Raw genomic sequence first — 26878 nt, forward strand, 5'->3', positions numbered from 1 at the left:
TCCGCGATCCCACCGCTCGGGCACGCCGAGTGGCGGGTTCGCGCCGTGCGGTCCGACGGCCCGGGACGGCGGGCGGGCGTCCGGGGTCCCCTCGACGCGTGACTCCTGCGCCCGAACGGGTGAGATGTCACCGGATTAGTCCGTTCGGCCGCAAAACTGGTGATCTTCGTGCGAACGGGTGTCCTTACGGCCCGGTATCCGGTATCCCTTCCCGGTCACCCCTCGGCTCACGTGACCTGCGCAACGGCTCGAAAGGCGTAGTCACGGCCGGGGTAGGCTCTGCGGGCGAGCGGTGGCCTAGCCTGTTCCGCGCACCGATCCGCACGACGAGGAGCCCGAGCGTGAGACCTGCTGCCCTTGCCGCGGTCACGCAGCGCCCCAGCGAGGTGGTCCGGTGAGCAACGACGGTCGCGTCATCGCCGAGCGCTACCGGTTCCTGGACCGGATCGGCAGCGGTGCGATGGGCGTCGTGTGGCGCGCCCAGGACGAGCGCCTCGGCCGCATCGTGGCGGTCAAGCAGCTGCTGCTGGCGCCGAGCCTCGACGAGCGCGAGCAGGACGAGGCGATCCAGCGCGCCATGCGCGAGGGCCGCATCGCCGCCAAGCTGCACCACCCCAACGCCATCGCCGTCTACGACGTGGTGGAGGAGAACGGCGCTCCGTGCCTGGTCATGGAGTACCTGCCGTCCTACAGCCTGGCCGACACGATGGCCGAGCACGGTCCGCTGGACCCGATCGAGGTGGCGCAGATCGGCATGCAGGCCGCGTCCGCGCTGGCCGCCGCGCACACCGCCGGGATCGTGCACCGCGACGTCAAGCCCGGCAACGTGCTGCTCGCCGACAACGGCCTGGTCAAGATCACCGACTTCGGCATCTCCCGGGCCAGCGACGACGTCACGGTCACCAAGACCGGGCTGATCGCGGGCACGCCCGCCTACCTGGCGCCGGAGATCGCGCGCGGCCAGGACCCGACACCGGCCTCGGACGTGTTCTCGCTCGGCTCGACGCTGTACGCGGCGGTCGAGGGCGAGCCGCCGTTCGGGCTGTCGGAGAACACGCTGGGCGTGCTGCACGCCGTGGCGGCCGGGCGGATCAACCCGCCGACGGTCGACCACCCGTTGACCGACGTGCTGCTGCGGCTGCTCAACTACGACCCCGCCGACCGGCCGACCATGGCGCAGGCGCGCGACATGCTCAGCGCCGTCGCGCACGGCCGCAACCCCAGCCTGACCGGCCTGCTGCCGGCCAGCTCGCCGGGTTTCGCGCCGGTGCCCGCGGGAGCCACGGCCCTCATCGACGCCGACCGGACCCGCGTGGTGCGGCCCGGACCGCGGTCGACGGGCGGCGCCACGCCGGTCGCCCCGCCGCCGCCGCGGTCGAGCGGCAACCGGCCGCTGGTGATCGCCGCGGTGGTGCTGGGCATCGTGCTGCTGCTCGGCTTCCTGGCGGTGGCGCTGGACTGGTTCGGCGGGAAGGACCCGGTCACGCCGCCGGCGGGCGGGTCGAGCTCGTCGTCGGCCACGCCGACCACCACGACCACGACGCAGGCTCCGACGACCACCGTGGAGACGCAGACGGTCACGGTCCAGCCGACCACCACGACCGCGCCGACCACCACCACGACGACGACACCCACCACCACGACCACCACGACGACGAGCACCACGACCACCACCACGACGACCACCACGGCGCCGCCGACCACCACGACTACGACGACGGTGGCGCAAGGAGGGCCGTGAACCTCGTATGGTGGTGCCGAACCCGATCGGGTGACGCAACGTTCTTGTCCTAGTGGCGTCTTGTCGTTCGCCACTGAATGAAGCCCTAGCAGCTACTGGGAGCACGCCGTGAGCGACGATGGCCGCCTGGTTGCCGGCCGCTACCGACTTGGCCGGCGGATCGGCAGCGGTGCGATGGGCATCGTCTGGGAAGCGCACGACGAGCGACTGCACCGCACCGTCGCGGTCAAGCAGCTGCTGCTCCAGCCCGGCTTGGCCGAGTCCGACACGGACGAGGCGAAGCGCCGCGCCATGCGCGAGGGCCGGATCGCGGCACGCCTGCAGCACCCGCACGCCATCGCGGTGTACGACGTGGCTGAGGACGACGGCCAGCCGTGGCTGGTGATGGAGTACCTGCCGTCCAAGAGCCTGTCCACGGCGCTGTCGGAGCGCGGCACGCTGCCGCCCCGTGACGTGGCGTCGATCGGCTCGCAGGTCGCCTCGGCGCTCGCCGCCGCGCACAACGCGGGGATCGTGCACCGCGACATCAAGCCGGGCAACATCCTGCTCGGCAACGACGGCACGGTGAAGATCACCGACTTCGGCATCTCCCGGGCCACCGGCGACGTCACGGTCACCGCGACCGGGATGCTCGCGGGCACGCCCGCCTACCTCGCGCCCGAGGTGGCCAAGGGTTACGACCCCGGCCCGCCCTCGGACGTGTTCTCGCTCGGCTCGACGCTGTACGCGGCCATCGAGGGCGCGCCGCCGTTCGGCCTGAACGAGAACACCATCGCCCTGCTGCACCAGGTCGCGTCGGGCAAGGTGGTGCCGCCGAAGCAGGCCGGCCCGCTGACCGCGCTGCTGATGCGCCTGCTGCGCGCCGAGCCGGAGGACCGGCCGACCATGGCCGAGGCCCGCGAGGCGCTGGCCGCGGTGGCGGCGGGTCGGGCCGCGCCGGAGTTCCCGGTGGCGATGCCGCAGAGCCACCCGCCGTCGTGGCAGGGCGCGCCCGTCCAGGCGCAGCCGACCCACGCGCTGGCCCCGGCCGGCCGACAGAACCCGCCCGCCGCGCAGAACAACCCGCCGCACGCCGCGACCAGGGTGGCGCCCGCGCCGACGCCGCCGCCCGTGCCGCAGCGGCAGGTCAAGCACAGCCCGCCGCCCGTCCGTCCGACCGGCGCGTCGAGACCGGCCGGCGGTCCGATGAAGAGCAAGCGGTCCACGGTGCTCACCGCCCTGGCCATCGCGGGCGCGGCGGTCGTGGGCATCCTGCTGGCGAGCATGCTGTCCAACAACGACGAGCCGGGTGGCGACCAGGCAGGCTCGACCACGACGACCGCGGCGCGCGAAGCGGGCGGCGAGGCGTCGGTCACGCAGTCGAAGAAGCCGTCCACCCCGACCGCGAAGATCACCGTCCTCCCGACGCCCCAGCAGCAGGAGCAGGCGCTGCGCGACTACTTCGCCCTGCTGCCGGAGAACGTGGACGAGGGCTACAGCCGGTTGACCGCCAAGATGCAGGCCACGGCCGGCGGCGCGACCGGCTACCAGGGCCAGTGGAGCCAGGTGAAGTCGATCGAGCTCAAGAACGTGCGGGAGAACTCGTCGTTCGCCTACGAGGTCGACATCGACTACCACATGAAGGACAACTCGGTCAGCACCGAGCGCAAGCTGATCATCCTGAAGTGGGAGAACCAGGGCATCTACATCGACGGTGAGCAGAAGCTCGGTCAGCCGTAGGTCGCCGGGTCCGCCTCCCTGGTCGGTGTCTTCCGGGTCGGAGCCTCCCGGGTCAGCGTGACGACGCCTTCAGCGCGTCGAGCAGGCTGGTCACCGCGGGCGAGCCTGCCCCGCCCTCGCGGATCGCGGCGCAGATGGTCCTGGTCGGCTCCGGGTGGCGCAGCTTGCGGATCACCACCCCGGGGTGCACGACGCCGAGGCTGAGCTTCGGCACGATGGTCACCCCGAGCCCGGCCGCGACGAACCCCTGGGCGGTCGGGTAGTCGTCGGCCTCCACCACGACGTTGGGCGCGAACCCGGCGCCCGCGCAGGCGTCGAGCACGATGTCCCGGCACGGCCCGGGCGGCGTCACGGCGTCCACCCACTGCTCCTCCGCCAGGTCGGCGAGGGCGAGCACGCGCTTGCGGGTCAGCTCGTGGCCGCGCCGCAGCACGGCCAGGTACGGATCGTCGAGCAGGTGCACGAGCTGCACGCCGCGCGGCGGCTCGCCGTCCCGGTGGTGCACGACGATGGCCACGTCGGCGCGACCGGCCTCCACCTCCACCATCGGGTCGTCCGGCTCGGTCAGCTTGAGGTCGAGCTGGACGTCGGCGTGCCTGGTCCGGAACAGGGCGACGGCGGGCGGCACGAGCGCCGCGCCCGCCGTGGCGAAGTAGCGCACCCGCAGCCGCCCGGTGCGACCCTCGCGCAGGTCCGCGAGCGCAGCCTCCGCCTCGACCAGCCGCTCGGTGATGTGCGCGGCGTGCTCGGTGAGCAGCCGGCCCGCCGGCGTCGGCCGCACGCCCCGCCCGACCCGGTCCAGCAGCGGCAGGCCCGCCTGCTTCTCCAGGGCCGAGACCTGCTGGCTGACGGCCGAGGGCGTGTACCCGAGGTTGACCGCCGCGGCGGTGATGGAGCCGGTGGTCACCACGGCCCGGAGCACCTGCATGCGTCGCACGTCCAACATGGTGCAACCGTACAGCTGTGCTTAAGTGACGTGCAGTTCTATTCACTTGTGCTGATGCTTCGGGACCGCGCAAAGTGTGGTCGTGAACAAGCCTGGCACGCTGATCAGGATGGCTGTCCTGGCCCTGCTCTGGGGTTCCAGCTTCCTGTGGATCAAGATCGCACTCACCGGCCTCTCCCCGGTCCAGATCACCCTCACCCGCACCGCGCTCGGCGCGGTGGTGCTGGTCGCGCTCGTCTACTGGAGCAAGCAGCGGCTGCCGCGGGACCGGACGTCCTGGCTGCACCTCGGCTTCGCCGCGCTCTTCGGCAGCGCGGTGCCGTTCGCGCTGTTCGCGTTGGGCGAGCAGACGGTGGACTCGGGCGTGGCCGGTGTGCTCAACGCCACCACGCCGCTGTTCGCGCTGGGCATCGGCTTGGTCCTGGGCACGGAACGGCAGCGCAACCCGGCCCGGTTCGCCGGCCTGGCGCTCGGCTTCGCGGGCGTGCTGATCATCTTCGCGCCGTGGCAGAAGGCCGGGCTGGCGAGCTGGGGCGCGCTGGCGTGCCTGGCCGCCGCGGCGTCGTACGCGGTCAGCTACGCCTACATCGGCCACAAGGTGTCCGGGCGCGGCCTGACGCCGATGCAGATCTCCTCGACCCAGCTGGTGGCCGCGGCGGGCATGACGGCCGTGGTGGTGCCGGTGGCCGGGTTGCAGCCGGTGCAGCTGTCCTGGCAGCCGCTGGTCGCCGTGGCGATCCTGGGCGTGTTCGGGACGGGCGTCGCGTTCGTGCTGAACTACCGCGTGATCGAGGACGAGGGCGCGACCAACGCCACGATGGTCGGCTACCTGCTGCCCGTGGTGTCGGTGCTGCTGGGCGCGATGTTCCTCGGCGAAGCGCTCAACCTCCGCGTCGTGCTGGGCATGGTCGTGGTCCTCGTCGGCGTCGCGCTGACCCGCAAGCAGCCCGCGACGGCGATCGTGCCGCTGTCCGGGGCCACCGCGGACGGGCCGGAGGCTTCGGAGGCGGCTTCGGAGACCAGGGTCGCTACGCTCAAGTGACCTGCGATAACGCAGTGTTACCCGTCGGTATGGCAGGGCCGGCGGCCAACTGAGACACCGGTCCTGGCCAAACGGGTGGACTTGAGAGCCAGGTCTCCCCCGATCGCGTGGTGTTCAGGCGATACGCGTCCTGATTCGCCCTCTCGGACGTCTCCTCACATGAGAGGGACGACTTCGGAAGGGAACCCACAGGCATGAGCAACGACAGCATCACCATCACGACGACGTTCCACCTGCTCGTCCCGGGCGTGGCCGCGGCACCCGTGGAGGCCGAACTCCACTACGAACCCGAGGACCCGTACGCGGTAGCCGTGCTCTTCCACACCGGCCAGGGCAAGGTCGAGTGGATCTTCGCCCGGGACCTGCTCGCGGACGGCCTGCTGACGTCGTCCGGCGAGGGCGACATCCTGGTCCGGCCGGCCGCCGACGACCCGGAGCGGGTCCTGGTGGAGCTCAACGCGCCGACCGGCTTCGCCATCCTGTCGGCCGACGCCGAGGACATCGCCGAGTTCCTGGACATGACCTACGACGTGGTCCAGCCCGGCGAAGAGGACCTGTGGATCGACTTCGACCGCGAACTGGCCAAGCTGGTCTCGACCAACTGACACCATCGAGGGCCACGCCATCGCTTAACCTGCTGGCGTGGCGGAGTCCGGGGGGACAGGAACAGGGACGGGGACGGTCGGCGGTCGGTACGCGCTGGTCGAGCGGGTCGGCAGCGGGGCCATGGGCGTCGTCTGGCGGGCGCGGGACGAACTGCTGGACCGCGAGGTGGCGGTCAAGCAGCTCCGGTGGCCAGACCTGACGGCCGACGAGCTCGAGGTGGCCAGGGCGAGGGCGATGCGCGAGGCGCGCAACGCGGCCCGGCTGCAGCACCCCGACGCGATCTCCGTGTTCGACGTGGTGGTGGAGGACGGCCGGCCTTGGCTGGTCATGGAGTACCTGCCCTCGCGCAGCCTGGCCGGGCTGCTGGCCGAGCGGGGCAGGGTGAGCCCGGACGAGGCGGCCAGGATCGGTGGTCGGGTGGCCACCGCGCTGGCCGCGGCGCACGCGGCGGGCATCGTGCACCGGGACGTCAAGCCGTCGAACGTGCTCATCGGGCACGACGGGACGGTCAAGCTCACCGATTTCGGGATCTCACGGGCCGCCGGCGACGGCACGCTCACCGACAGCGGCATGATCACCGGCACCCCGGCGTACCTGGCGCCCGAGGTGGCGAGGGGTGAGCAGCCGGATCAGGCGTCGGACGTGTTCTCGCTGGGCGCGACGCTGTACGCGGCGACGGAGGGGCAGTCGCCGCACGGGGTGAGCGACAACAGCTTCGGGCTGCTGTACCGGGCCGCGGCGGGGCTGATCGAGCCGCCGACGCGTTCCGGGCCGTTGACGGGTGTGCTGATGAGGTTGCTCGCCGCGGATCCGGCTGAGCGGCCGACGGCGGTGGAGGCGGCCGGGTTGCTGGCCGAACCCCTGCCCGCCGAGCCCTTGCCCGCCAAGCCGCTGACCGCCGGGCCGCGGTCCTCGGAACAACTGCCGGTCGAGCTGCCGCCGGCCGTGCCCGCGGACACCGCGACGGCCGGGCCCGACGCGGCCCCTCCTGGTCCGCGCGTCGGAACCGACCCGGAGCAGGCCCCGTCGGACAAGCAGCGGAAGCGCTGGCAGGCGCCCCTCGTGGCGGCGGTCGTGCTGCTGCTCACCGCGGGCGCGGTCGCGGTGGCCGCGCTCCAGCCGTGGACGTCCCGCGAGGCGGCCCCGACGACGACGTCCCTGGGCCTCACCGCGAGCGACGCGGCGGAACTGGTGCGCAGGCACTACGAGGCGCTGCCCGAGGACACGGCAGCCGCCTACGCGAACCTGGCCGTGCCGTTCCAGCGGCCGTTCGAGGAGTACCAGGCGTTCTGGGGCCAGTACGACGACGTGCGCGCCCAGGGCATCGAGGTCGTCGAGATCGGCCCCGCCAGGTACGCCGTGCGGGTGCACGTGAACTTCACGCACGCGGGCGCGGCGTCGTACGGGCGCTACGAGCTCGGTGTGTGGCCCGACGGCGGCAGGTTGCAGATCTTCTCGTCCCAGCAGCTGGAGTAGCTCCGGGCCAGGTCAGCAGCTCCGGGTCGGCAGCGCCGGGTGGGCGACGCCTCAGACCAGCCTGCGGTCCGAGGCCCAGCGCGACAGCTCGTACCGGTTCGACAGCTGCGTCTTGCGCAGGACGCTCGACACGTGCGTCTCGACCGTCTTCACCGAGATGAACAGCTCGGACGCGATCTCCTTGTACGCGTAACCACGCGCCAGCAGCCGCAGCACGTCCCGTTCGCGCGGGGTCAGCAGGTCCAGCTCCGGGTCGCTGATCGGGGCCGCGCCGGGACGGTCGGCGAACGCGTCCAGCACGAACCCGGCCAGCCGCGGGCTGAACACCGCGTCGCCCTCCGAGACCCGCACGACCGCGCGCACCAGCTCCTGGCTGGAGATGGTCTTCGTCACGTACCCGCGCGCACCGGCGCGGATGACCGCGATGACGTCCTCGGCCGCGTCGGACACCGACAGCGCCAGGAACACCACCTCCGGCAACGCCGTGCGGACCTGCCGCAGCACCTCCGCGCCGCCGCCGTCGGGCATGTGCACGTCGAGCAGCACCACGTCCGGGCGGTGGTGCCCGATGCCCGCGACCGCCTCGCCGACCGAACCGGCCTCACCGACCACCTCGACCTCGTCGGTGATCGAGTCCAGCTCGGCACGCACCCCGGCGCGGAACAACGCGTGGTCGTCCACCAGGAACACCCGAACGGTCATGTCCTGGCCCCCGTCTCTCGCTTGTCTGCGGTCTTCCTCGGCATCATCAGCTGCACCTCCGTGCCCTCACCCAGCCGGGTGCGGATCCGGACTTCGCCGCCGTGCCGGTCCATCCTCCCCCCAATCGAGTCCGCGAGGCCATGCCGGTCCTCCGGCACGGTCTTCGGGTCGAAGCCCTTGCCCCGGTCGCGGACGAACACCGCCACCCGTTCGGGCTCGACTTCGCCGTACACGCTGATCTCGCCGACGCCCGCGTGCTTGGCCGCGTTGACCATCGCCTCGCGGGCCGCCTGGACGAGGGCGTACAGGTTCGGGTCGAGCTCGCAGTCGCCGACGACGACCTGCTGCACGGCCAGCGCGAAGCTGTCCTCGACCTCGCCGGCCGCCTTGGCGATCGCGGCGGACATGGTGGTCGGCTGGCTGTTCTCCTCCACGACCCGCCCGTACAGCCACTCCCGCAGCTGCCGTTCCTGGCCGCGCGCCAGGCGCTTGACCTCGCGCGGCTGCTCGGCCTGCTTCTGGATCAGGGCGAGGGTCTGGAGCACGGAGTCGTGCAGGTGGGCGGCGATCTCGGCGCGTTCCTCGGTGCGGATGCGGACCCGGCGCTCCTCGCCGAGGTCGTTGATCAGCTTGATCCACAGCGGCACGGTGAGCACCGCCACCCCGCCGAGGGTCGCGACCACGGCGAGCAGCGCGAAGCGGAGCTGGTCGATGCCGTAGCTGTTGACGAGCAGCACGCCGATGCCGATGGCGACGAGCGCCACACCGGCGAGGACGCGCACGATCGTGCTGCGGCCCGTGCCGCCGAAGATCCCGGACTTCGCGCCGGCCCGCCAACGGCGGCGCTGCGCCTCGTCCGCCTCGCGCCAGACCACGGCCGCGCCGACCAGGGCCACCGCGAGCGGCCCGGCGATCCAGCCGCTGACCGGGCCGGAGAACAGGCCGGCGAGCACGGCCGCGGCGATGCCGAGGGCGACCAGGCCCAACGCCTGCTGGCGTTCCCTCGGGTTCGAGGGCCCTTCCGGTTCGCCGGCCGCGCGTTGGGGCACGAACAGCCACAGCAGGCCGTACGCGATCACGCCGACGCCGTTGAGCGCGGTCAGCGCGGCGAACGCCGCCCGCACCCAGAACACCTCGATGCCGAGGTGGTCGGCGACACCGCCTGCCACACCCGCGACCACCCGGCCGGTCCGCCTGCGGCGCACGGGCTCGACGGCCTTCGTCTCCACACTCACCCGTTGATGGTCACACGCTGGTCCGGGCCGGTCATCAGGGTTCCACCCGATGCGCGGTTCAGGGTGGCCCCCCGATGTGCGGACGCCCACGCCCGAGCAAGCTTGTCGTTGTGAGCGGGAGCATCAGCGCAGCCAGCGTCGAAGAGACGCTGAAGGACTTCTGGGCCACACGGCCCAGGCGGCCTCACGACGGTCGCAAGATCGCCGGTGTCGCCGCCGGTATCGCCCAGCGGTACCAGATCGACCCGGTGATCGTCCGGGTGGCGTTCGTGGCCATGGCGTTGTGCAACGGCGCCGGAGTGCTCATCTACCTGCTCGGCTGGTTGTGGCTGGCGCAGGCCGACGACGAGGTCTCGGCGGCGGAGGCGCTGATCGGGCGTGGGCGCAGCTCGACCCCGACGGCGTTGACCGTGCTGCTGGGGATCGCGGTGATCCCGGCGACCGGGTTCTTCGTGGACGGCGGGTTCACCATGGTCGGCGGCGTGCTGCTGTCCGTGGGTGCGATCTACCTGCTGCACCGCGGTCGGGGCCAGCTCAACCGGCCGGAGCCGACCGCGGCTCTCGGCGGTGGGAGTGGTGTCGGAGTTGGCGTTGGAGTCGGTGACGGTGTGGGGGGCAAGGTGTCGACGGACGAGCAGACGACCGAACGCGTGACGCCGCCGGCTTGGGATCCGCTCGGCGCGGCGCCGTTCGCGTGGGACCTGCCCGAGCCGGCCGGCGCGCAGGAGCCGGTGGGCGCGACGCCCGCGCCGGTGGCGGTGCGCCGCCGCAGGTCGCGGGTGGGAGTGGCGACGTTCGGGGTCGCCATGGTGGTGCTGGCCGCGTCGTTGGTGACGTCGGCCTACTCGGACTGGTTCGACGCCGGGCACATCCTCGGCCTGCTGGTCGCGGTGCTGGGCGGGGGGATGGTGCTCGGGGCCTTCCGCGGTGGCGGGCGCGGGCTGATCTGGCTGGTCGTGCCGCTGTCGGTGATCGGGGTGGCGATCACCTCGATCGACTTCGACGGGATCGACTCGGATCGGGTCGGCAGCTACCAGGACCGGCCGACGTCGGTGGAGCAGGTCGACCCCCGGTACGCCACCGGCGTCGGCGAGGTGCAGCTGGACCTGACCGCGCTGCCGAACGCGGGTTCGGTGCGGACCGAGGTCGAGGTCGGGCTGGGCAACGCGCACGTCAGGGTGCCCGCGAACGCGGACGTCGTGGTCACCTGCCGGGCCGACGTGGGAGACGTGCAGTGCCTCGGGCAGACGTCCGACGGCAGGGGCGCGCACCAGGAGGTCACCGACCACGGGGCCGACGGCGAGGGCGGGTTGAAGATCGAGCTGGACGTGCGGAGCGAAGTCGGACAGGTGGAGGTGAGTCGTGGCTGACCAGGACCAGATCGAGAAGCGCGGTGTCGACGTGGTGGGGTTGGTGTTCGGGGTCGCGGCCCTGGTGGCCGCCGCCTACATGCTCTCCGACGGCGCGTCCTGGCCGGAGTTCCTGGACCTGAGGTGGGCGTTGGCCGGCGGGGCGATGGTGATCGGGCTGGGGTTGCTGGCGGGTTCCGCTCGACGGCGTCGGTAGTCGGGGGTTCGTCCCGGGGATGCCCAGGTGGTTCCTGGGGAGGAGAAGCGAAAGGCCCGTCCGGGAGGACGGGCCTTTCGCGTGTGGTCCGCTACTCCCACTCGATGGTGCCCGGCGGCTTGCTCGTCACGTCCAGGACCACGCGGTTGACCTCGTTCACCTCGTTGGTGATGCGGGTCGAGATGCGCTCCAGCACGTCGTACGGCAGGCGGGTCCAGTCCGCGGTCATGGCGTCCTCGCTGGACACCGGGCGCAGGACCACCGGGTGGCCGTACGTGCGACCGTCACCCTGCACGCCCACGCTGCGCACGTCGGCCAGCAGCACGACCGGGCACTGCCAGATCTGGCGGTCGAGGCCGGCGCTGGTCAGCTCCTCGCGGGCGATCGCGTCGGCCTTGCGCAGGACGTCCAGGCGCTCCTGGTTGACCTCGCCGATGATGCGGATGCCCAGGCCGGGGCCGGGGAACGGCTGGCGCTGCACGATCGTCTCCGGCAGCCCCAGTTCGGTGCCGACCCGGCGGACCTCGTCCTTGAAGAGCGCGCGGAGCGGCTCGACCAGGGTGAACTGGAGGTCCTCGGGGAGCCCGCCGACGTTGTGGTGGCTCTTGATGTTGGCCGCGCCCGTGCCGCCGCCGGACTCGACCACGTCCGGGTAGAGCGTGCCCTGGACGAGGAACTGGTAGTCGCCCTCGGCCTTGAGGTCGCGTTCGGCCTGCTCGAAGACCCGGATGAACTCGCGGCCGATGATCTTGCGCTTCTGCTCCGGGTCGGTGACGCCCTTGAGCGCGTCGAGGAACCGCTCGCGGGCGTCGACGGTGACGAGGTTGACGCCGGTCGCGGCGACGAAGTCGCGCTCGACCTGAGCGCGTTCACCCGCGCGCAGCAGGCCGTGGTCGACGAAGACGCAGGTCAGGCGGTCGCCGATGGCGCGCTGGACGAGGGCGGCGGCCACGGCGGAGTCCACGCCGCCGGACAGGCCGCAGATCGCCTTGCCGTCGCCGACCTGCTCGCGGATCAGCGCAACCTGCTCGTCCACGATCGAGGACGTGGTCCACTGCGGCCGGATGCCCGCGATCTCGTGCAGGAACCGGCGCAGCACCTCCTGGCCGTGCGGCGAGTGGCCCACCTCCGGGTGGTACTGGACGCCCGCGAAGCGGCGTTCGGCGTCCTCGAACGCGGCCACCGGCGCGCCTTCGCTGGTCGCGGTGACCGTGAAGCCCTCGGGAGCCTTGGTGACGCAGTCGCCGTGGCTCATCCACACCGGGTGGTTGGCGGGCAGCTCCTCGTGGAGCAGGCCGCCGGCGTGCTGGACGCCGAGTTCCGTGCGGCCGTACTCACGGGTGCCGGTGTGCTCGACCGTGCCGCCGAGCGCGCCCGCCATGGCCTGGAAGCCGTAGCAGATTCCGAAGACGGGGACGCCGACCTCGAACAGCTTCGGGTCGACCTGGGGCGCGCCGGGCTCGTACACGCTGGACGGGCCCCCGGACAGCACGATGGCGGCCGGGTCGCGTTCCAGCAGTTCCGCCACGGGTGTGGTGTGCGGGACGACTTCCGAGTAGACCTGCGCCTCCCGGACTCGCCGGGCGATCAGCTGCGCGTACTGCGCGCCGTAGTCGACTACCAGCACGGGGCGGTTGCTGCTCTCGGCCACTGGGGAAAAACCTCTCGTCTGGCGGGTCCGCGCAGGTGAAGGATGTCATGCGTGCAGGAAGAAGTGCTCACCGGAGGCGGGCTCAACGAGGTCGTGCGGGTCGGGTCCACGGTGCGGAGGCCGACCGGTCCGTGGACGCCCAACGTGCACCGGTTGCTGGAACACCTTGCGCCGCTTGGCATCGCGCCGGTGGTGCACGGGGTGGACGAGCGCGGGAGGGAGGTGTTGTCGTACCTGGAGGGTGAGGTCGGCCACCCGCCGTTGGCGTCTTGGTTGCGGTCGGACGAGGTGCTGGTGGCGGTGGCGCGGATGGTGCGGCGGTTGCACGACGCGTCGGCGGGGTTGGTGGGGTCGGCGGAGTTGGTCGGCGGGTCGGAGGGGTGACAGTTCGAGGCCGTTCAGCCGGTGGAGGTGATCTGTCACAACGACCTCGCGCCGTACAACATGGCGTTCCGGGATGGGGCGCCGGTCGGGGTGTTCGATTTCGACGGGGCTCGGCCGGGACCCCGGTGGTGGGATGTCGCGTACACGGCGTACTGCCTGGTGCCGTTTTCGCCGGAGTTCGGGACGGTTGAGGAGCAGCGGCGGCGGGTGGGGTTGTTCTGCGAGGCGTACGGGTTGCCGGAGGCGGTGGCGGTTGAGGGGATGGGGTTGAGGGTGTTGGCGAGGTTGGAGGACATGGTCGCGATGATTCGGGAGCGACCCGAGTTCTGGCGGCAGAGGGAAGAGGGGCACGCGGAGTACTACCTGGGGCACATCGAGTACGTGCGGGAGAATTTTGTGGATTTGTAGGTGAGTGGTGGTTGGGAAGTTTCGGGTTTGTTGCGGTGCGGCGGGGGTCTGCGGTCCTCGCGCGCCGGTCGCCGCCCTCCTGGGGTTCCCGACTCGCGGCCGGACGGGCAGCGGCTCCCGGCCACCCACCGGGGTCCCGCCGGGGTGCACCCCCCGTGGTCGTGGGGTGGCGTCCGGGGGGGTAGTTCGAAGATCAATAGGTCGAAGGGCGCGGGTCGGGCATACGGTGTTCGGCATGGACGCGTTCACGCCGCAGCCACGGCCTTGTTGGATTGCCGGACACGCCGAGCAGGGTGTTTCCGCCCTCACTGTCCATCACCCGTTCGACGGAACAGAGGTGGCCTCGGTCGCGGTGCCGGGGTTGGAGCAGGTGGAGCGGGCCGTTGCCGCTGCGGCGGCGGTGGCGAAGGAGTTCAGGCGGACGCCGGCGCACGTGCGGGCGGGCGCGCTGTTGCAGGTGTCCAGGGCGTTGGAGGAGCGGGCCGAGGAGATCGCGGAGACGATCACGGCCGAGAACGGCAAGCCGTTGAAGTGGGCGGACGTCGAGGTGAAGCGGGCGGTCAACACGTTCCGGTTCGCGGCGGAGGAGGCGCGGCGGTTCACCGGCGACTTGCAGCGGTTGGACACGGATGCCACCGGTGAGGGGCGGTTGGCGGTTGTCCGGCGGGTGCCACGTGGGCCCGTGTTGGCGGTGGCGCCGTTCAACTTCCCGTTGAACCTCGTGGCGCACAAGGTGGCGCCCGCTTTGGCGGTGGGTGCGCCGGTGATCGTGAAGCCCGCTTCGGCGACCCCGTTGTCCGCGTTGTTGTTGGGCGAGTTGTTGGCGGAGACGGATCTGCCCGAGGGTGCGTTCTCCGTGCTGCCGGTGCGCGGTTCGGACATGAAGGCTTTGGTGACGGACGAGCGGTTGCCCGTCATCTCGTTCACCGGGTCGACGGAGGTCGGGTGGTCGTTGACGGATTCGGCGCCCCGCAAGCACGTGCTGATGGAGTTGGGGTCGAACTCTGCGGCGATCGTGTGCGCGGATTGGGACGACCTGGAGTTCGCGGCCGGGAGGATCGCCACGTTCGGGAATTACCAGGCGGGGCAGTCGTGCATCGCGGTGCAGCGGGTGTTGGTGCACCGGGACGTGGCCGATGAGTTCGTGCCGAAGTTGGTGGAGGCGGTTCGGGGGTTGAAGACCGGGGATCCGCACGACCCCGAGGTGGAAGTCGGGCCGTTGATCGACGAGGACAACGCTCGGCGGGTCGCGGAGTGGGTTTCCGAAGCCGTGGCGGGTGGCGCGGTGCTGCACGTCGGTGGTGGGAGGTCGGGCACTTCGGTCGAGCCGACGGTGGTGCAGGACGTGCCCGTGGACGCGAAGTTGTGGCGCCAGGAGGTGTTCGGGCCCGTGCTGGCCGTCGCGGTGGTGGATTCGGTCGACGAGGCGTTCGAGCAGGCCAACGCGACGGAGTACGGACTTCAGGCGGGTGTGTTCACCAAGGACGTGACGGTGGCGTTCGCGGCGGCTGCGGAGTTGGAGGTCGGCGGGGTGATCATCGGCGACGTGCCGTCCTACCGGGCCGACCAGATGCCGTACGGCGGGGTGAAGGGGTCGGGGACCGGGCGGGAAGGTGTCCGGTCGGCGATGGTGGACTTCACCGAGGAACGCACGATGGTGCTCACCGGCATCACTCTTTGAGCGCGCCCTTGGCGAGCATCAGCAGGCCGTTGACCAGGTCGTCCGCACCGGAGCCGGTGGCGAGGGCGCGGAGCTTGAGGCCCATCACCATGCCGACGACGGCACTGGCGACCTGGTCGGCGTCCTTCACGCCGATGGACGCCAGGACCGTTTCGGCGAGCTTGTCGTAGGCGGCGAAGCACTCGGCGGCGGCGGCCCGGAGTTCCGGGTCGCGGCCGGCGTGCAGGTAGAGCTCGTAGGGCGCGATGCGATCGCTGTCGGTGCCCGTGGCCTCGGCGACCTGGCCGACGATCTCGACCACCTGGTCGAAATCGGCGCACTTCGCGTCGTTCCGGGTGGCCAGCTCGCCGAAGCGCCTGGTCTCCTCGGTGACGAAGTGCCGCAGGCTCTCCCGCAGCAGGTCCTGCTGGGTGGCGAAGTGGTAGGTGACGGAGCCGAGCGAGACGCCCGCCTCGTGCGCGATGCGCCGGTTGGTCACGCCGGCGACGCCGTCGTCACCGATGATCCGCAGCACGGCCGCGATGATCCGCTGCCTCGTCTCGGCCGGTCTCGTCATGTCGTTCATTGTCCGCCATGGGACGGATCGGCGGATTCGCGATACTGTTCGTTCGAACGAACAGTATCGGGAGGGCGCATGCGGGTCTCGGGATCGACCGTGTTGTTGACCGGCGCGACGGGTGGGATCGGGCACTCGATCGCCCGTGCGCTGGCCGGTCGTGGCGCGACGGTGGTCTTGACCGGGCGGAAGGTCGCCGAGCTGGCGCGGCTCGCCGACGAGGTCGGCGGGCGCGCGGTGGCGGCCGACCTGGCCGAGCCGGGGGCGGTCGGGCGGTTGCTGGACGAGGCGGGCGCGGTGGACGTGCTCGTCGCCAACGCCGCGCTGCCGGCCAGCGGGGCGTTGGTGGACTTCACGGCCGAGCAGGTGAAGCGGGCGTTGGCGGTGAACCTGGAGGCGCCGATCGCGTTGGCGCACGCGTTGACGCCGTCGATGGTGGCGGCGGGGCGTGGGCACGTGGTGCTCATCGGGTCGTTGGCGGGCAAGGTGGCGTCGGCGTACGCGTCGCTGTACAACGCGACGAAGTTCGGGCTGCGCGGCTTCGCGCTGGGACTGCGGGAGGACCTGCGCGGCAGCGGGGTCGGCGTGTCGGTCGTGCAGCCCGGGTTCGTGCGGGACGCCGGGATGTTCGCCGACACGGGCGCGAAGCCACCGGCGGGGATGCGGACGGTGTCGCCGGAGCAGGTCGCGGAGGCGGTGGTGCGGGCGGTCGAGGAGGACCGGGCGGAGGTGAACGTGGCGCCGGTGGAGCTGCGGGCGGCGAGCCTGCTCGGTGGCGCGTTCCCGGCGTTCTCGGCCGGGTTGCAGCGGCGGATGTCGAACGACGAGGTGATGCGGCGGATGAGCACGGCGAACCGGGGGAAGCGGTGACGGCCGCGGTGATCCCGCACCCCCGGTGGCGGGTGCCGTTCCTGGGTGACGTGCTCGGCACGAACCGGCGGACGCCGGTGCAGGACACCATGCGGATGGGACGGGAACTCGGCCCCATCTTCACGCGGCGGTTCCTGGACCAGGAGATCGTGTTCGTCGGCGGGGCGGCGTTGGCGGCGGACCTGGCCGACGAGTCGCGCTTCGCCAAGCACCTGGCGCTGGGCGTGGAGGCGTTGCGGGACGTCGGCGGGGACGGGCTGTTCACCGCGTACAACGAGGAGCCGAACTGGAAGGCGGCGCACGAGGTGCTGCTGCCCGCGTTCACGCAGAGCGCCATGCGCGCCTACCACCCGACGATGGTGGACGTGACCGCGCAGCTGGTCGGGAAGTGGGACCGCGGCGGGGTCGTCGACGTCTCCGGCGACATGACGAAGTTGACGTTGGAGACGATCGGGCGGGTCGGGTTCGGGTACTCGTTCGAGTCGTTCTCGCGGTCCGAGACCCACCCGTTCGTGCGGGCGATGATCGGGTCTTTGCGGTACGCGCAGCGCAAGAACTTCGTGCTGCCGCTGCTGCGCCGGGTGTTCGGGCGGGAGGCTGAGGAGCGCTACCAGCGCGACCTCGCCTACCTGGCGCAGGTCGTGGACGAGGTGGTGCGGTCGCGGCGCGGGTCGGGCGGTTCCGACCTGCTCGGGCTGATGCTGTCGTCCGGTGAGCTGGACGAGGTGAACATCCGCAACCAGGTGATCACGTTCCTGATCGCCGGTCACGAGACGACGTCCGGCGCGCTGTCGTTCGCGCTGTACTACCTGTCGCGGCACCCCGAGGTCGTGGAGAAGGCCCGCGCCGAGATCGACGCCGTGTGGGGCTCGGCGGAGGTGCCCGAGTTCGAGCAGGTCACGAAGCTGCGGTACGTGCGGCGGGTGTTGGACGAGGCGTTGCGGCTGTGGCCGACGGCGCCGGGGTTCGCGCGGGAGGCCCGTGCGGACACCGTGCTCGGCGGGCGGTACCCGATGCGGGCGGGCCAGTGGGCGCTCGTGCTGTTGCCGCTGGTGCACCGTGATCCGTCGGTGTGGGCGTCGCCGGAGTCGTTCGACCCGGACCGGTTCGCGCCGGCGGAGGTGAAGGCTCGGCCGGCGCACGCGTACAAGCCGTTCGGGACGGGGGAACGGGCGTGCATCGGGCGGCAGTTCGCGGTGCACGAGGCGACGTTGGCGCTGGCCACGGTGTTGCGCCGGTACGAGCTGGTCGCCTCCGCCGACTACGAGCTGCGGGTGGCGGAGATGCTGACGTTGAAGCCGGACGGGTTCACCGTGACGCCTCGGCGGAGGTGAAGCCCTTGGCCCGCCGCAGCGCCCGGTCGAGGTCGGTCGCGGTCGCGGCGGTGTGGCCGTCGGGGCGGATCAGCGCGTCCCCCTCGACGGTGAAGCCGGGGCCGTAGCGGTGGCTGTTCGGGCGGAGTTCGCCGTCGCCGTTGGTGGTGAGGGGCGAGTCGCGGTAGGCGAAGGGCTCGAAGAGCTTGCCGGAGTCGATCTGCTCGGTGAGGCCGTGCTCCAGGACGTGGCGGCGGTGGGCTCGTTCGGCCGGTGTGCGCGGCACGAGGAAGCGCATGGTCGCGCCGGTGATGCGGAGGTTCTCGTCGGCCGCCGCGGCGCGTTCCCGGTGGTAGGACTCCAGGAGGTGCGGGCCCGCTTCGCCGGCGCGGTCGAGGGCGATCTTCCAGGCGGCGTTGTCGGCGTCGCAGATCCCGGAGTTGAGGCCGCGCGCGCCGAACGGGCTCATCACGTGTGCCGCGTCGCCCGCGAGGAGGACCTTGCCGACGCGGAGGCGGGCGGCCCGGCGCTGGTGGAAGCGGTAGGTGGACTGCCAGAGGACCTCGTACGGGCGGTCGCCGGTGATCGCCCGTACGTGGTCGGGCGTGAGCTCGAAGCCCTCCGGGACCTGCCAGTCGATGCGGTGGACGCCGTCGGGCTGGGGGTGGACGAGCACCTGGCGGCCGGGGTGCCACGGCGGGTCGAAGTAGAAGCGGCGCTCCGGCTCGGGGTGGCCCAGGTCGACCCGGATGTCGGCGATGACGAATCGGTCGGCGAACGAGTGGCCCTCGAACGGGATGCCGAGCAGGTCGCGGACGGTGGAGTGGGCGCCGTCGGCGGCGACGCAGTGCGTGCCCTCGAACGTGCGGTCGGGCGTGTGGACGGTGACCGTGTCGGCCTGCCGGACTTGCACGGCCCGCCGGCCGAAGTGGAGGTCGATCAGGGGGCTGGCCAGGGCTTTCGCGTGCAGGATGTGCTCGACGGTGGTTTGCGGGGTGTTGACGAACGGCGGGAAGCCTTCGGTCCGCGGCAGTTCGACGGTGAGCACCTCGCGGTCGCGGAAGTAGGTCCGGCCGCGGTACCAGGTGACGCCGGCGTCCACGACGGCTTGGCCGACGCCGACGCGTTCGAGGATGTTCAGGACGTCCCGGTGGACGCAGATGGAACGGCTGCCGATGGCTTCGCGGTCCGCGGAGGCTTCCAGGACGGTCGTCGGCACGCCCGCTCGGGCCAGCAGGAGCGCGGTGGCCAGGCCGACCGGGCCCGCGCCGACGACCAGCACCGGGGTCATCGCAACGCCGCCCACACCTCGCGGTCCCGTTCGGCGGTCCAGATCCGGGGCCAGTCGACGCCGTCGCACTCGTCCCAGTACCGCTGCACGTTGAACGGCATGCAGTGCTCGAAGATCGGCCACCGGCCGTAGCGCGGCGCCAGGGCGGCGTGCGCGGCCTCGAACGCGTCCTTCACCGTGCCGCCGCTGAGGTGCGTGGTCCCTACCGTGCGGCGGAGCTCGTCCAGGAAGTGCCTCGACTGGGCGATGGCCGCGTCGACCTCGGTCCGGTCACGGGCGAGCGCGCCGCGTCCGCCGACGAGTTGCTCGGCGCCCAGCGCGGCGACCCGGTCCAACGTCGACGTGGCCCACTCGTCGTGGAACGCGTCGCCGGTGTAGAGCGCGGCCTGCGACTCGACCAGGTCGCCCGCGAACAGGACGCGCTGGTGCGGCAGCCAGGCCACGACGTCGCCCGCGGTGTGGCCGCGTCCGCAGAAGCGGAGCTCCACCTCGCCCCGGTCGCCGCCGAGCGGGATCGTGAGGCGGTCGGAGAACGTGACGGTGGGCCAGGTGAGGCCGGGGATGGTTTCGGGCTCCTCGAACAGCCGGGGCATCCGGCCGTACTCGCTGAGCCAGTCCTCCCGGCCGCGTTCGGCGATCAACGCCCTGGTGTTCTCGTGCGCGATGATCTCGGCGGCGTCGAACGCGCTCGCGCCGAGCGTGCGGACCGCGTGGTAGTGGGTCAGCACCAGGTGGCGGACGGGTTTGTCGGTGCGCTCGCGGAGCCGGTCCAGCCAGCGCCGGGCGGCCGTCGGCGTGGCCCTGGCCTCGATGCAGACCAGGAAGTCCTCGCCCTCGATCGCGCCGACGTTCGGGTCGCCTCCGGCGGTGAGGGCGTAGACGCCGTCGGCGAGCTCGACGAACCGCTCGTCCTTGGGCGTGAGGTCGGCGCTGGACGCGAACGGCTTCGTTGCCACACAACCCACCATAGGGCGATCAGGTCGACTTGACCTCCACGATCGGCAGCCGCAGCGCGCCGGGCGCCCCGGCCGGGACGGCGGGGTTCTTCGGCGCCACCGCAGCGATCCGCCGGTAGCCGGCGGACTGGTCGGGGCGCTGGTCCGGCTCGCCCTTGTTCGGCCACACCGAGAACGCCCGCTCGGCCTGCGCGGTGATCGTCAACGACGGGTTCACGCCCAGGTTCGCCGAGATCGCCGAGCCGTCCACGACGGACAGGCCCGGGTAGCCGTAGACCCGGTGGTACGGGTCGATGACGCCGCCGGCCGGGTCCGAGCCGATCGGGCAGCCACCGATGAAGTGCGCGGTCAGGGGGATGTTGAACAGCTCGCCCCACGTGCCGCCCGGGATGCCGTCGATGTGCTCGGCCGCCCGCAGGTTGGCCTCGTGGCCCGCCTCGATGAACGTCGGGTTCGGCTGCCCGTGCCCCTGCTTCGACGTGAGCTTGCGACCGAACAGGCCCTTCTTGGTGAACGTGGTGATGGAGTTGTCGAGGCTCTGCATCACCAGCAGGATCACCGTCCGCTCGCTCCACCGGTGCACCGACATGAGCCGGGCCAGCCGCAGCGGGTGGCGGACCGCCTGGGACAGGAACTGCAGGATGCGCGGGGTGGACTTCGCGCCGTCCGTGGCCAGCGTCTGGAGCAGCCCCATGGCGTTGCTGCCCCTGCCGTAGCGGACCGGCTCGATGTGGGTCTGCTCGTCCGGGTGGATGGAGGACGTGATCGCCACGCCCTGGCTGAAGTTGCGCTCCTCGTCCACCGTGAAGCGGGCCGCGCCGATGATCGACTCGGAGTTCGTCCTGGTCAACTCGCCGAGCTTGGGCGAGAGCTCCGGCAGCGCGCCGTCGGCCTTCATCCGGTGCAGCAGCTGCTGGGTGCCCCACGTGCCGGCGGCCAGCACGACCTGGCCCGCGGTGATCGTCCGCCTGCCCTTGCGCAGCTTGCCGCCCGTGCGCCGGGTGCCGATCGCCCACGTGCCGTCCGGCGCCTGGCGCAGGTCGGTGACGGTGGTCAGCGGCAGCACCCGCGCGCCGTTGCGCTCGGCCAGGTAGAGGTAGTTCTTGACCAGGGTGTTCTTCGCGCCGACCCGGCAGCCGGACATGCACGCGCCGCACTGCGTGCAGCCGGTCCGACTCGGGCCCGCGCCGCCGAAGTACGGGTCCTCGGCGGGCTTGCCCGGCTCGCCGAAGAACACGCCGACCGGCGTCGGGTGGTAGGTGTCGGCCACGCCCATGTCCTCGGCGACCTGCCGCATCACCACGTCCGACGGCGTGGTGGTCGGGTTCTCCACCACGCCCAGCATCCGGCTCGCCTGGTCGTAGAACGGGGCGAGCTCGGCCTCCCAGTCGGTGATGTGCGCCCACTGCCGGTCGGCGTAGAACGGCTTGAGCGGCCGGTACAGGGTGTTGGCGTACACCAGCGACCCGCCGCCGACGCCCGATCCGGCCAGGATCATCACGCTGCGCAGGGCGTGGATGCGCTGGATGCCGTAGCAGCCCAGCGCGGGGGCCCACAGGTATCGCCGCAGGTCCCAGGACGTCTCGGCGAACTCGTCGTCGGCGAACCGGCGGCCGGCCTCGATGACGGCCACCCGGTAGCCCTTCTCGGTGAGCCGGAGCGCGGCGACGCTGCCGCCGAAGCCCGACCCCACCACCACGACGTCGTAGTCGGTGTTGTTACCGGCGAGTTCACCCATGGCACAGGAGGTTAGGCGTAACTTCCGGTAACAGGCTAGTGCTCAATCGGTTCAGGCACTTCCGGGCACGAAAAAGCCCCCGCCTGGAGCAGGGGCTCTTCTCGGTGTCGGGTGGCCGCTGCTCCGCAGACGGCCGGCGTCTCCTAGCCGCGGATCGTCAGGCCGACCTTCTGGAACTCCTTGAGGTCCGAGTAGCCGGTCTTCGCCATCGCCCGGCGCAGCGAGCCGAACAGGTTCGTCACGCCGCGCGGGTCGACGGACGGGCCGAACAGCAGCGTGCGCAGGTCGACGACCTGGTCCACCCCGGTCGACACGTGGCTGCGCGGCACCGACGGGTGCGCCGACGCGGCCGTCCAGTACAGGCCCTGGCCCGGCGCCTCGGACGCCGCCGCCAGCGGCTCGCCCAGCATCACCGCGTCCGCGCCGCAGGCGATCGACTTCGCGATGTCGCCGCTGGTCAGCACGCCACCGTCGGCGATCACGTGCACGTACCGGCCACCGGTCTCGTCCAGGTAGTCCCGGCGGGCCGCGGCGGCGTCGGAGATGGCCGTCGCCATCGGCACGCCGATGCCGAGCACCGAGTCCGTCGTGGTCACGCCCGGCGTGTAGCCGTAGCCGACGATCACGCCCGCCGCGCCCGTGCGCATCAGGTGCATCGCGGTCCGGTAGTCGCCGACGCCGCCCGCGATCACCGGGATGTCGAGGTCCGCGATGAACGACTTCAGGTTCAGCGGCTCGCCGTCGCGCGAGACGTGCTCGGCCGAGATGATCGTGCCCTGCACGACCAGGATCTCCACGCCGGCCGCCAGCAGGTCCGGCGTGAGCTCGGCGGCGCGCTGCGGGCTGACCCGCACCGCCACCGTGACGCCCGACTCGCGCACCTGCTTGATCGCCTCGGCGATCAGGTCCATCCGCACCGGCTCGGCGTGCAACTCTTGGAGCACCCGCACCGGCGCGGCCGGGTCGTCGGTGTCCTCCACCGCCTGCACCAGGCGGAACAGGGCCTCTTCCACGTCACCGTGGCGGGCCCACAGGCCCTCCGCGTTGAGGACGCCCATGCCGCCAAGCTCGCCGATCGCGACCGCCGTGCCCGGCGACACGATCGCGTCGGTGGGGTGGGTGATCAGCGGGATCTCGAACCGGTAGGCGTCGATCTGCCACGCCGTCGAGACGTCCTTCGAGGATCGGGTCCTGCGGGACGGGATGATCTCGAGGTCGTCCAGCTCGTAGGCCCGCCTCGCGGTCCGGCCCATGCCGATCTCGACCAGATCGCGCACCTTTGTCGTCCTTCCGTGGAGCTGATGGTCCCGGGGGATGCCGGCGGAACCTGCGAACACTAGCCCAGGGCGATCCGATTCAGCGGGTCGTGTAGTTCGGGGCCTCGACGGTCATGGTGATGTCGTGCGGGTGGCTCTCCTTCAGCCCGGCCGCCGTGATCCGCACCAGCTGCTTGCGCTGCAGGTCGGCGACGGTCTTCGAGCCGGTGTAGCCCATGGCCGCGCGCAGGCCGCCCACCAGCTGGTGCACCACGGTCGACAGCGGGCCGCGGAACGGCGTGCGGCCCTCGATGCCCTCGGGCACCAGCTTGTCCTCCGACAGCACGTCGTCCTGGAAGTAGCGGTCCTTGGAGTAGGACTTGGCCTCGCCGCGGCCCTGGAGCGCGGCCAGGGAGCCCATGCCCCGGTAGGTCTTGAACTGCTTGCCGTTGACCAGCACCAGCTCGCCCGGCGACTCGGCCGTGCCCGCGAGCAGGCTGCCGAGCATGACCGCGCTCGCGCCCGCCGCGATCGCCTTGGCGATGTCGCCCGAGTACTGGATGCCGCCGTCGCCGATCACCGGCACGCCCGCCGGCCCGCACGCCAGGCTCGCCTCGTAGATCGCGGTGATCTGCGGCACGCCGACGCCCGCGACCACGCGCGTGGTGCAGATCGAGCCGGGGCCGACGCCGACCTTCACGCCGTCCGCGCCCGCGTCGACCAGCGCCTGGGCGCCCGCGCGGGTGGCGACGTTGCCGCCGACCACGTCGACCTCGTCACCCAGCTCCTTCTTCACCTTGGCGACCATCTCCAGCACGTTGCGCTGGTGGCCGTGGGCCGTGTCGACCATGATCACGTCGACGCCCGCGTCGGCCAGCGCCATCGCCCGCGCGAAGCTGTCGTCGCCGACGCCGATCGCGGCGGCGCACAGCAGCCGGCCGTCCGGGTCCTTCGAGGCGTTCGGGTACTGCTCGGTCTTGACGAAGTCCTTGACCGTGATCAGGCCGCGCAGCTTGCCGTCGCCGTCCACGATCGGCAGCTTCTCCACCTTGTGCCTGCGCAGCAGGCCCAGCGCGGCCTCCGCCGACACGCCGACCTGCGCCGTGACCAGCGGGCCCTTGGTCATCACCTCGCTGACCTTGCGCGAGTGGTCGACCTCGAAGCGCATGTCGCGGTTGGTGATGATGCCGACGAGCTTGCCGCTCGCGTCCGTGACCGGCACGCCGGAGATCCGGTAGCGCGCGCACAGCTCGTCGACGTGGCGGATCGTGTCGTCCGGGGTGCACGTGACCGGGTCGCTCACCATGCCGGCCTCGGACCGCTTCACGGTCTCCACCTGGCGGGCCTGCTCCTCCAGGGACAGGTTGCGGTGCAGCACGCCGATGCCGCCCTGGCGGGCCATCGAGATGGCCATCCGGCCCTCGGTCACGGTGTCCATCGCCGCCGATGCCAGCGGCACGCGCAACGTGATGTTGCGCGAGAGCTTGGTGCTGGTGTCCACGCCGCTCGGCACGATCTCCGACTCGGCGGGCAGCAGCAGTACGTCGTCGAAGGTCAGTCCCAGCATGGCGAACTTGGGCGGGACTCCGTCAGCGTTGAGCTCGCTGGTCATGGCGGCTGGCTTGCCTTCCGTCGTGCGGCGATCCCGCCGCCGCGGATCGGGTTCCACGCAGCGGCGATGGGTTCAGGTCATGGTATCTGGACGTGGCCGGGGGTCCGCCCGGTACCGTGCGGGGTCGTGCCGCACGACGCGTTGCCACCAGACCCGTTCGCGGGCGACCCGGAGGACCCGGCCCGGGCCCTCGGCGAACCCGACCACGACCACCCGCCGATGGACGACGCCGAGCGGGCCGAGCTGGTCGGCGACCTCAGCGACCTCGCGGTGTACCAGGCGCTGCTCGAACCCCGTGGTGTCAGGGGAATCGTGGTCGACTGCGGCGAGTGCCAGGAGCCGCACTACCACGACTGGGCCCTGCTGCGGTCGAGCCTCGAGCAGCTGCTGGCCGACGGCCGGATGCGCCCGCACGAGCCCGCGTACGACCCCGACCCGGCGGCCTACGTCAGCTGGGAGTACTGCCGCGGTTACGCGGACGGGGTCACCGCGACCGAGAGCGCCCGCTGACGATGTGACGAAGCCCGCCCCCGGACGAGGGGCGGGCTTCGTCACAAGCGTGCTCCGGGTCAGCCGCCGGACGACGGGGTCTCGCCGTCGGTGCCGCCGGGCGTCTGCGTCTCGCCCCGGTTCTGGCCGTTGGTCGACTCGCCCGAGGTGGGCGGCGGCGGCTGGGCCGTGCCGTCCGTGGTCGGGACCGTCGAGGTGGTCGTCGTCGGCGCGGTCGTCGTGGTCGGGTCGGGCGTCGTCGTCGAGGTCGGTGACGGCAGGCTGGGCTCGGTCGTGGGCAGCACCGGCGTCGTGGACGGTCCGACGGTGGTCGGCGTGTTCGGCGACGGCGTGGTGCTGGTCAGCTCCTCCAGCAGCGACTCGTGCTTCTGGGTGAGGTCGTCCTTGCCGTCGTCCGGCGAGACCGACGGCAGGCTCTCGCCCGCCTTGAGCAGCGCGTCACGGGCCTCGCTGTACCGGCCGTCGCGCAGTGCCGCGCGAGCGGTGTCGAGGTCGGTGCGCACGGCCACGGCGGCTTCCACCGACCGCGCGTGCTCGGAGTACAGGACCCGGGTCAGGCCCCAGAGCGCGTCGCCGGGCTGGGCGTCCCGCGCGACCAGGCTCATCCCGGTGAACGCGATCGCCAGCACGGCGGCGGCCGCGGCGAGGGGGATGAGGAGGCGCTGCCTGGCCCTGGGCTGGGTGCGGGCGGCGGCGATCGTGGCCACCGCCGTGTCGGTGTCGACCAGCTCACCCATGGGTGGGCGGTCGACCTCGCGCCGCCAGGCCAGCAGCAGTGCGTTCAGCTCGTCGTCGACGAGCGAATCCGGCTGGTCGCCGTCACGCCCGCCCAGCACGTCGAGCAGCACGTCGTCAGCCCGGATGCCCGCGAGGTCGTCCCCCGGCTCGGCCGCGACGCCCTCGACCAGGGTGTCATCAGACTGCGGCGGTCTCTCATCTCGTCCGCGCACGACTTCTCCGTTGCCCTTCTCGTGCTGGTCGGCCACTCAGACCACCTCCTCCGCTGCCAGCGTCTTGCGAAGGCGGGCCAGGGCGCGGTGTTGCGCCACCCGAACCGCGCCCGGCGTCGAGCCGACCGCGTCGGCGGTCTCTTCGGCCGACAGGCCGACGACCACGCGAAGCAGCAGGATCTCCCGCTGCTTCTCCGGAAGGACCTTGAGGAGCAGGGCCATCCGCTCCGACAGCTCGCCCTGCATGGCGCGCTGCTCGGGACCGGCCTCCGTCTCGGGGGCGTCGGGCACCTCCGGGACCGGTTCGGACCGGTTCCGGGCTGCGGAGCGATGCGCGTCGGCCACCTTGTGCGCGGCGATCCCGTAGACGAACGCCAAGAACGGCCGACCCTGGTCGCGATAGCTGGGCAGGGCCGTCAGCACCGCGAGACACACCTCCTGGGCCACGTCGTCCGCCGAAGCGAAGGACCTCTCCTGCCTTCCGACTCTGGCGCGGCAGTACCGCACCACGAGGGGTCGGATGGATGCCAGGAGCCGCTCGATCGCGTGGCGGTCGCCATCGACGGCTGCGCCCACTTCGGCGTCCAGTCCGTCCCCCAAGTTGGTCATCGCAGACAACTGCCCTGGTGTTACGCGTAGGCGTACCGACAAAGAGCAGCACGGGACGAT

The 26878-nt window shown here is 71.8% G+C and carries 25 protein-coding genes; 13 read left to right on the plus strand and 12 right to left on the minus strand.

Annotated elements, in window-relative coordinates:
- Nucleotides 1–394: 394 nt before the first annotated feature.
- The gene (locus tag AB0H12_RS15995) at nucleotides 395–1741 is read left to right on the plus strand and encodes a serine/threonine-protein kinase (RefSeq protein ID WP_499623621.1); all 1347 of its coding nucleotides are present in this window, start codon (nucleotides 395–397) and stop codon (nucleotides 1739–1741) included.
- A gap of 108 nt (nucleotides 1742–1849) precedes the next feature.
- Entirely contained in the window at nucleotides 1850–3460 is a 1611-nt protein-coding gene (locus AB0H12_RS16000; protein ID WP_499623622.1) for a serine/threonine-protein kinase, read from the plus strand.
- Between the two features lie 52 nt (nucleotides 3461–3512).
- Here the strand turns inward: AB0H12_RS16000 and AB0H12_RS16005 are convergent, their stop codons facing one another.
- Nucleotides 3513–4406, minus strand: a complete 894-nt coding sequence (locus AB0H12_RS16005) for a LysR family transcriptional regulator (RefSeq protein ID WP_499623623.1) — start codon at nucleotides 4404–4406, stop codon at nucleotides 3513–3515.
- Between the two features lie 109 nt (nucleotides 4407–4515).
- Here AB0H12_RS16005 and AB0H12_RS16010 point away from each other — a divergent pair, with 109 nt between their 5' ends.
- The 3 genes from AB0H12_RS16010 (at nucleotide 4516) to AB0H12_RS16020 (ending at nucleotide 7530) form a co-directional block, all read left to right on the plus strand.
- Nucleotides 4516–5448: a DMT family transporter gene (locus AB0H12_RS16010; protein ID WP_499623624.1), complete on the plus strand. Its 933-nt coding sequence runs from the start codon at nucleotides 4516–4518 to the stop codon at nucleotides 5446–5448.
- Between the two features lie 194 nt (nucleotides 5449–5642).
- Complete coding sequence (locus AB0H12_RS16015; protein WP_499623625.1) at nucleotides 5643–6053, plus strand: SsgA family sporulation/cell division regulator; 411 nt, start codon at nucleotides 5643–5645, stop codon at nucleotides 6051–6053.
- Between the two features lie 37 nt (nucleotides 6054–6090).
- Nucleotides 6091–7530, plus strand: a complete 1440-nt coding sequence (locus AB0H12_RS16020) for a serine/threonine-protein kinase (RefSeq protein ID WP_499623626.1) — start codon at nucleotides 6091–6093, stop codon at nucleotides 7528–7530.
- Nucleotides 7531–7581: 51 nt separating this feature from the next.
- Here AB0H12_RS16020 and AB0H12_RS16025 read toward each other — a convergent pair whose 3' ends face one another.
- Nucleotides 7582–8232, minus strand: a complete 651-nt coding sequence (locus AB0H12_RS16025) for a response regulator (protein WP_230572391.1) — start codon at nucleotides 8230–8232, stop codon at nucleotides 7582–7584.
- Nucleotides 8229–9467, minus strand: coding sequence for an ATP-binding protein (locus AB0H12_RS16030; RefSeq protein WP_499623627.1), 1239 nt, complete (start codon nucleotides 9465–9467; stop codon nucleotides 8229–8231). The genes AB0H12_RS16025 and AB0H12_RS16030 overlap by 4 nt, the downstream gene beginning before the upstream one ends.
- Before the next feature lie 110 nt (nucleotides 9468–9577).
- On the opposite strand from AB0H12_RS16030, the gene AB0H12_RS16035 reads away from it, so the two are divergent.
- Nucleotides 9578–10837, plus strand: a complete 1260-nt coding sequence (locus AB0H12_RS16035) for a PspC domain-containing protein (RefSeq protein ID WP_499623629.1) — start codon at nucleotides 9578–9580, stop codon at nucleotides 10835–10837.
- On the plus strand, nucleotides 10830–11033 hold the full coding sequence (locus tag AB0H12_RS16040; RefSeq protein ID WP_461121143.1) for a hypothetical protein: 204 nt from the start codon (nucleotides 10830–10832) through the stop codon (nucleotides 11031–11033). The genes AB0H12_RS16035 and AB0H12_RS16040 overlap by 8 nt, the downstream gene beginning before the upstream one ends.
- 91 nt (nucleotides 11034–11124) lie before the next feature.
- On the opposite strand, the gene guaA is transcribed toward AB0H12_RS16040, so the two are convergent.
- Entirely contained in the window at nucleotides 11125–12684 is a 1560-nt protein-coding gene (guaA, locus tag AB0H12_RS16045; protein ID WP_499623630.1) for a glutamine-hydrolyzing GMP synthase, read from the minus strand.
- Nucleotides 12685–12735: 51 nt separating this feature from the next.
- On the opposite strand from guaA, the gene AB0H12_RS16050 reads away from it, so the two are divergent.
- The 3 genes from AB0H12_RS16050 to AB0H12_RS16060 all read left to right on the plus strand — a co-directional run bounded on the left by AB0H12_RS16050 (nucleotide 12736) and on the right by AB0H12_RS16060 (nucleotide 15157).
- On the plus strand, nucleotides 12736–13068 hold the full coding sequence (locus tag AB0H12_RS16050) for a phosphotransferase (RefSeq protein ID WP_499623631.1): 333 nt from the start codon (nucleotides 12736–12738) through the stop codon (nucleotides 13066–13068).
- A 21-nt stretch (nucleotides 13069–13089) separates the two neighbouring features.
- A complete protein-coding gene (locus AB0H12_RS16055) occupies nucleotides 13090–13476 on the plus strand; it encodes a phosphotransferase (RefSeq protein WP_499623632.1) in 387 nt (128 codons plus the stop codon).
- A 235-nt stretch (nucleotides 13477–13711) separates the two neighbouring features.
- Nucleotides 13712–15157, plus strand: a complete 1446-nt coding sequence (locus AB0H12_RS16060) for an aldehyde dehydrogenase family protein (RefSeq protein ID WP_499623633.1) — start codon at nucleotides 13712–13714, stop codon at nucleotides 15155–15157.
- Here AB0H12_RS16060 and AB0H12_RS16065 read toward each other — a convergent pair.
- Nucleotides 15147–15713, minus strand: coding sequence for a TetR/AcrR family transcriptional regulator (locus AB0H12_RS16065; protein ID WP_499623634.1), 567 nt, complete (start codon nucleotides 15711–15713; stop codon nucleotides 15147–15149). The two genes, AB0H12_RS16060 and AB0H12_RS16065, sit on opposite strands and share 11 nt — an antisense overlap.
- A 78-nt stretch (nucleotides 15714–15791) precedes the next feature.
- Between AB0H12_RS16065 and AB0H12_RS16070 the strand changes: the two genes are divergently transcribed.
- Nucleotides 15792–16583, plus strand: coding sequence for an SDR family NAD(P)-dependent oxidoreductase (locus AB0H12_RS16070; protein WP_499623635.1), 792 nt, complete (start codon nucleotides 15792–15794; stop codon nucleotides 16581–16583).
- The gene (locus AB0H12_RS16075; protein ID WP_499623637.1) at nucleotides 16580–17917 is read left to right on the plus strand and encodes a cytochrome P450; all 1338 of its coding nucleotides are present in this window, start codon (nucleotides 16580–16582) and stop codon (nucleotides 17915–17917) included. The genes AB0H12_RS16070 and AB0H12_RS16075 overlap by 4 nt, the downstream gene beginning before the upstream one ends.
- Here AB0H12_RS16075 and AB0H12_RS16080 read toward each other — a convergent pair.
- The 5 genes from AB0H12_RS16080 to guaB form a co-directional block, all read right to left on the minus strand.
- Entirely contained in the window at nucleotides 17892–19187 is a 1296-nt protein-coding gene (locus tag AB0H12_RS16080) for an FAD-dependent monooxygenase (protein WP_499623638.1), read from the minus strand. The genes AB0H12_RS16075 and AB0H12_RS16080 overlap by 26 nt on opposite strands.
- Complete coding sequence (locus tag AB0H12_RS16085; RefSeq protein ID WP_499623639.1) at nucleotides 19184–20143, minus strand: MBL fold metallo-hydrolase; 960 nt, start codon at nucleotides 20141–20143, stop codon at nucleotides 19184–19186. Before AB0H12_RS16085 ends, AB0H12_RS16080 begins: the two co-directional genes overlap by 4 nt.
- Nucleotides 20144–20162: 19 nt before the next feature.
- Nucleotides 20163–21881, minus strand: coding sequence for an FAD-dependent oxidoreductase (locus AB0H12_RS16090; RefSeq protein WP_499623640.1), 1719 nt, complete (start codon nucleotides 21879–21881; stop codon nucleotides 20163–20165).
- Nucleotides 21882–22024: 143 nt separating this feature from the next.
- Complete coding sequence (locus tag AB0H12_RS16095) at nucleotides 22025–23158, minus strand: GuaB3 family IMP dehydrogenase-related protein (RefSeq protein ID WP_230572404.1); 1134 nt, start codon at nucleotides 23156–23158, stop codon at nucleotides 22025–22027.
- Between the two features lie 79 nt (nucleotides 23159–23237).
- Nucleotides 23238–24749: an IMP dehydrogenase gene (gene guaB / locus AB0H12_RS16100; protein WP_499623641.1), complete on the minus strand. Its 1512-nt coding sequence runs from the start codon at nucleotides 24747–24749 to the stop codon at nucleotides 23238–23240.
- 66 nt (nucleotides 24750–24815) lie between these two features.
- Between guaB and AB0H12_RS16105 the strand changes: the two genes are divergently transcribed.
- A complete protein-coding gene (locus AB0H12_RS16105) occupies nucleotides 24816–25259 on the plus strand; it encodes a DUF5319 domain-containing protein (RefSeq protein ID WP_499623642.1) in 444 nt (147 codons plus the stop codon).
- Between the two features lie 59 nt (nucleotides 25260–25318).
- Here AB0H12_RS16105 and AB0H12_RS16110 read toward each other — a convergent pair whose 3' ends face one another.
- Both AB0H12_RS16110 and AB0H12_RS16115 read right to left on the minus strand, forming a co-directional pair.
- On the minus strand, nucleotides 25319–26245 hold the full coding sequence (locus AB0H12_RS16110) for an anti-sigma-D factor RsdA (protein WP_499623643.1): 927 nt from the start codon (nucleotides 26243–26245) through the stop codon (nucleotides 25319–25321).
- Complete coding sequence (locus tag AB0H12_RS16115) at nucleotides 26246–26818, minus strand: sigma-70 family RNA polymerase sigma factor (protein WP_158844722.1); 573 nt, start codon at nucleotides 26816–26818, stop codon at nucleotides 26246–26248.
- Nucleotides 26819–26878: the final 60 nt, after the last annotated feature.

This window comes from Actinosynnema sp. NPDC023794, from assembly GCF_040639675.1.
Classification (GTDB): Bacteria; Actinomycetota; Actinomycetes; order Mycobacteriales; family Pseudonocardiaceae; genus Actinosynnema; species Actinosynnema luteola.

Excerpts from the sequence above, each read along its gene's own strand:
- AB0H12_RS16005 (WP_499623623.1), bottom strand. The coding sequence starts at position 4,406 with ATGTTGGACGTGCGACGCATGCAGGTGCTCCGGGCCGTGGTGACCACC.
- AB0H12_RS16010 (WP_499623624.1), top strand. The coding sequence starts at position 4,516 with ATGGCTGTCCTGGCCCTGCTCTGGGGTTCCAGCTTCCTGTGGATCAAG.
- AB0H12_RS16015 (WP_499623625.1), top strand. The coding sequence starts at position 5,643 with ATGAGCAACGACAGCATCACCATCACGACGACGTTCCACCTGCTCGTC.
- AB0H12_RS16025 (WP_230572391.1), bottom strand. The coding sequence starts at position 8,232 with ATGACCGTTCGGGTGTTCCTGGTGGACGACCACGCGTTGTTCCGCGCC.
- AB0H12_RS16060 (WP_499623633.1), top strand. The coding sequence starts at position 13,712 with ATGGACGCGTTCACGCCGCAGCCACGGCCTTGTTGGATTGCCGGACAC.
- AB0H12_RS16065 (WP_499623634.1), bottom strand. The coding sequence starts at position 15,713 with ATGACGAGACCGGCCGAGACGAGGCAGCGGATCATCGCGGCCGTGCTG.
- AB0H12_RS16070 (WP_499623635.1), top strand. The coding sequence starts at position 15,792 with ATGCGGGTCTCGGGATCGACCGTGTTGTTGACCGGCGCGACGGGTGGG.
- AB0H12_RS16080 (WP_499623638.1), bottom strand. The coding sequence starts at position 19,187 with ATGACCCCGGTGCTGGTCGTCGGCGCGGGCCCGGTCGGCCTGGCCACC.
- AB0H12_RS16090 (WP_499623640.1), bottom strand. The coding sequence starts at position 21,881 with ATGGGTGAACTCGCCGGTAACAACACCGACTACGACGTCGTGGTGGTG.
- guaB (WP_499623641.1), bottom strand. The coding sequence starts at position 24,749 with ATGACCAGCGAGCTCAACGCTGACGGAGTCCCGCCCAAGTTCGCCATG.
- AB0H12_RS16105 (WP_499623642.1), top strand. The coding sequence starts at position 24,816 with ATGGGTTCAGGTCATGGTATCTGGACGTGGCCGGGGGTCCGCCCGGTA.
- AB0H12_RS16115 (WP_158844722.1), bottom strand. The coding sequence starts at position 26,818 with ATGACCAACTTGGGGGACGGACTGGACGCCGAAGTGGGCGCAGCCGTC.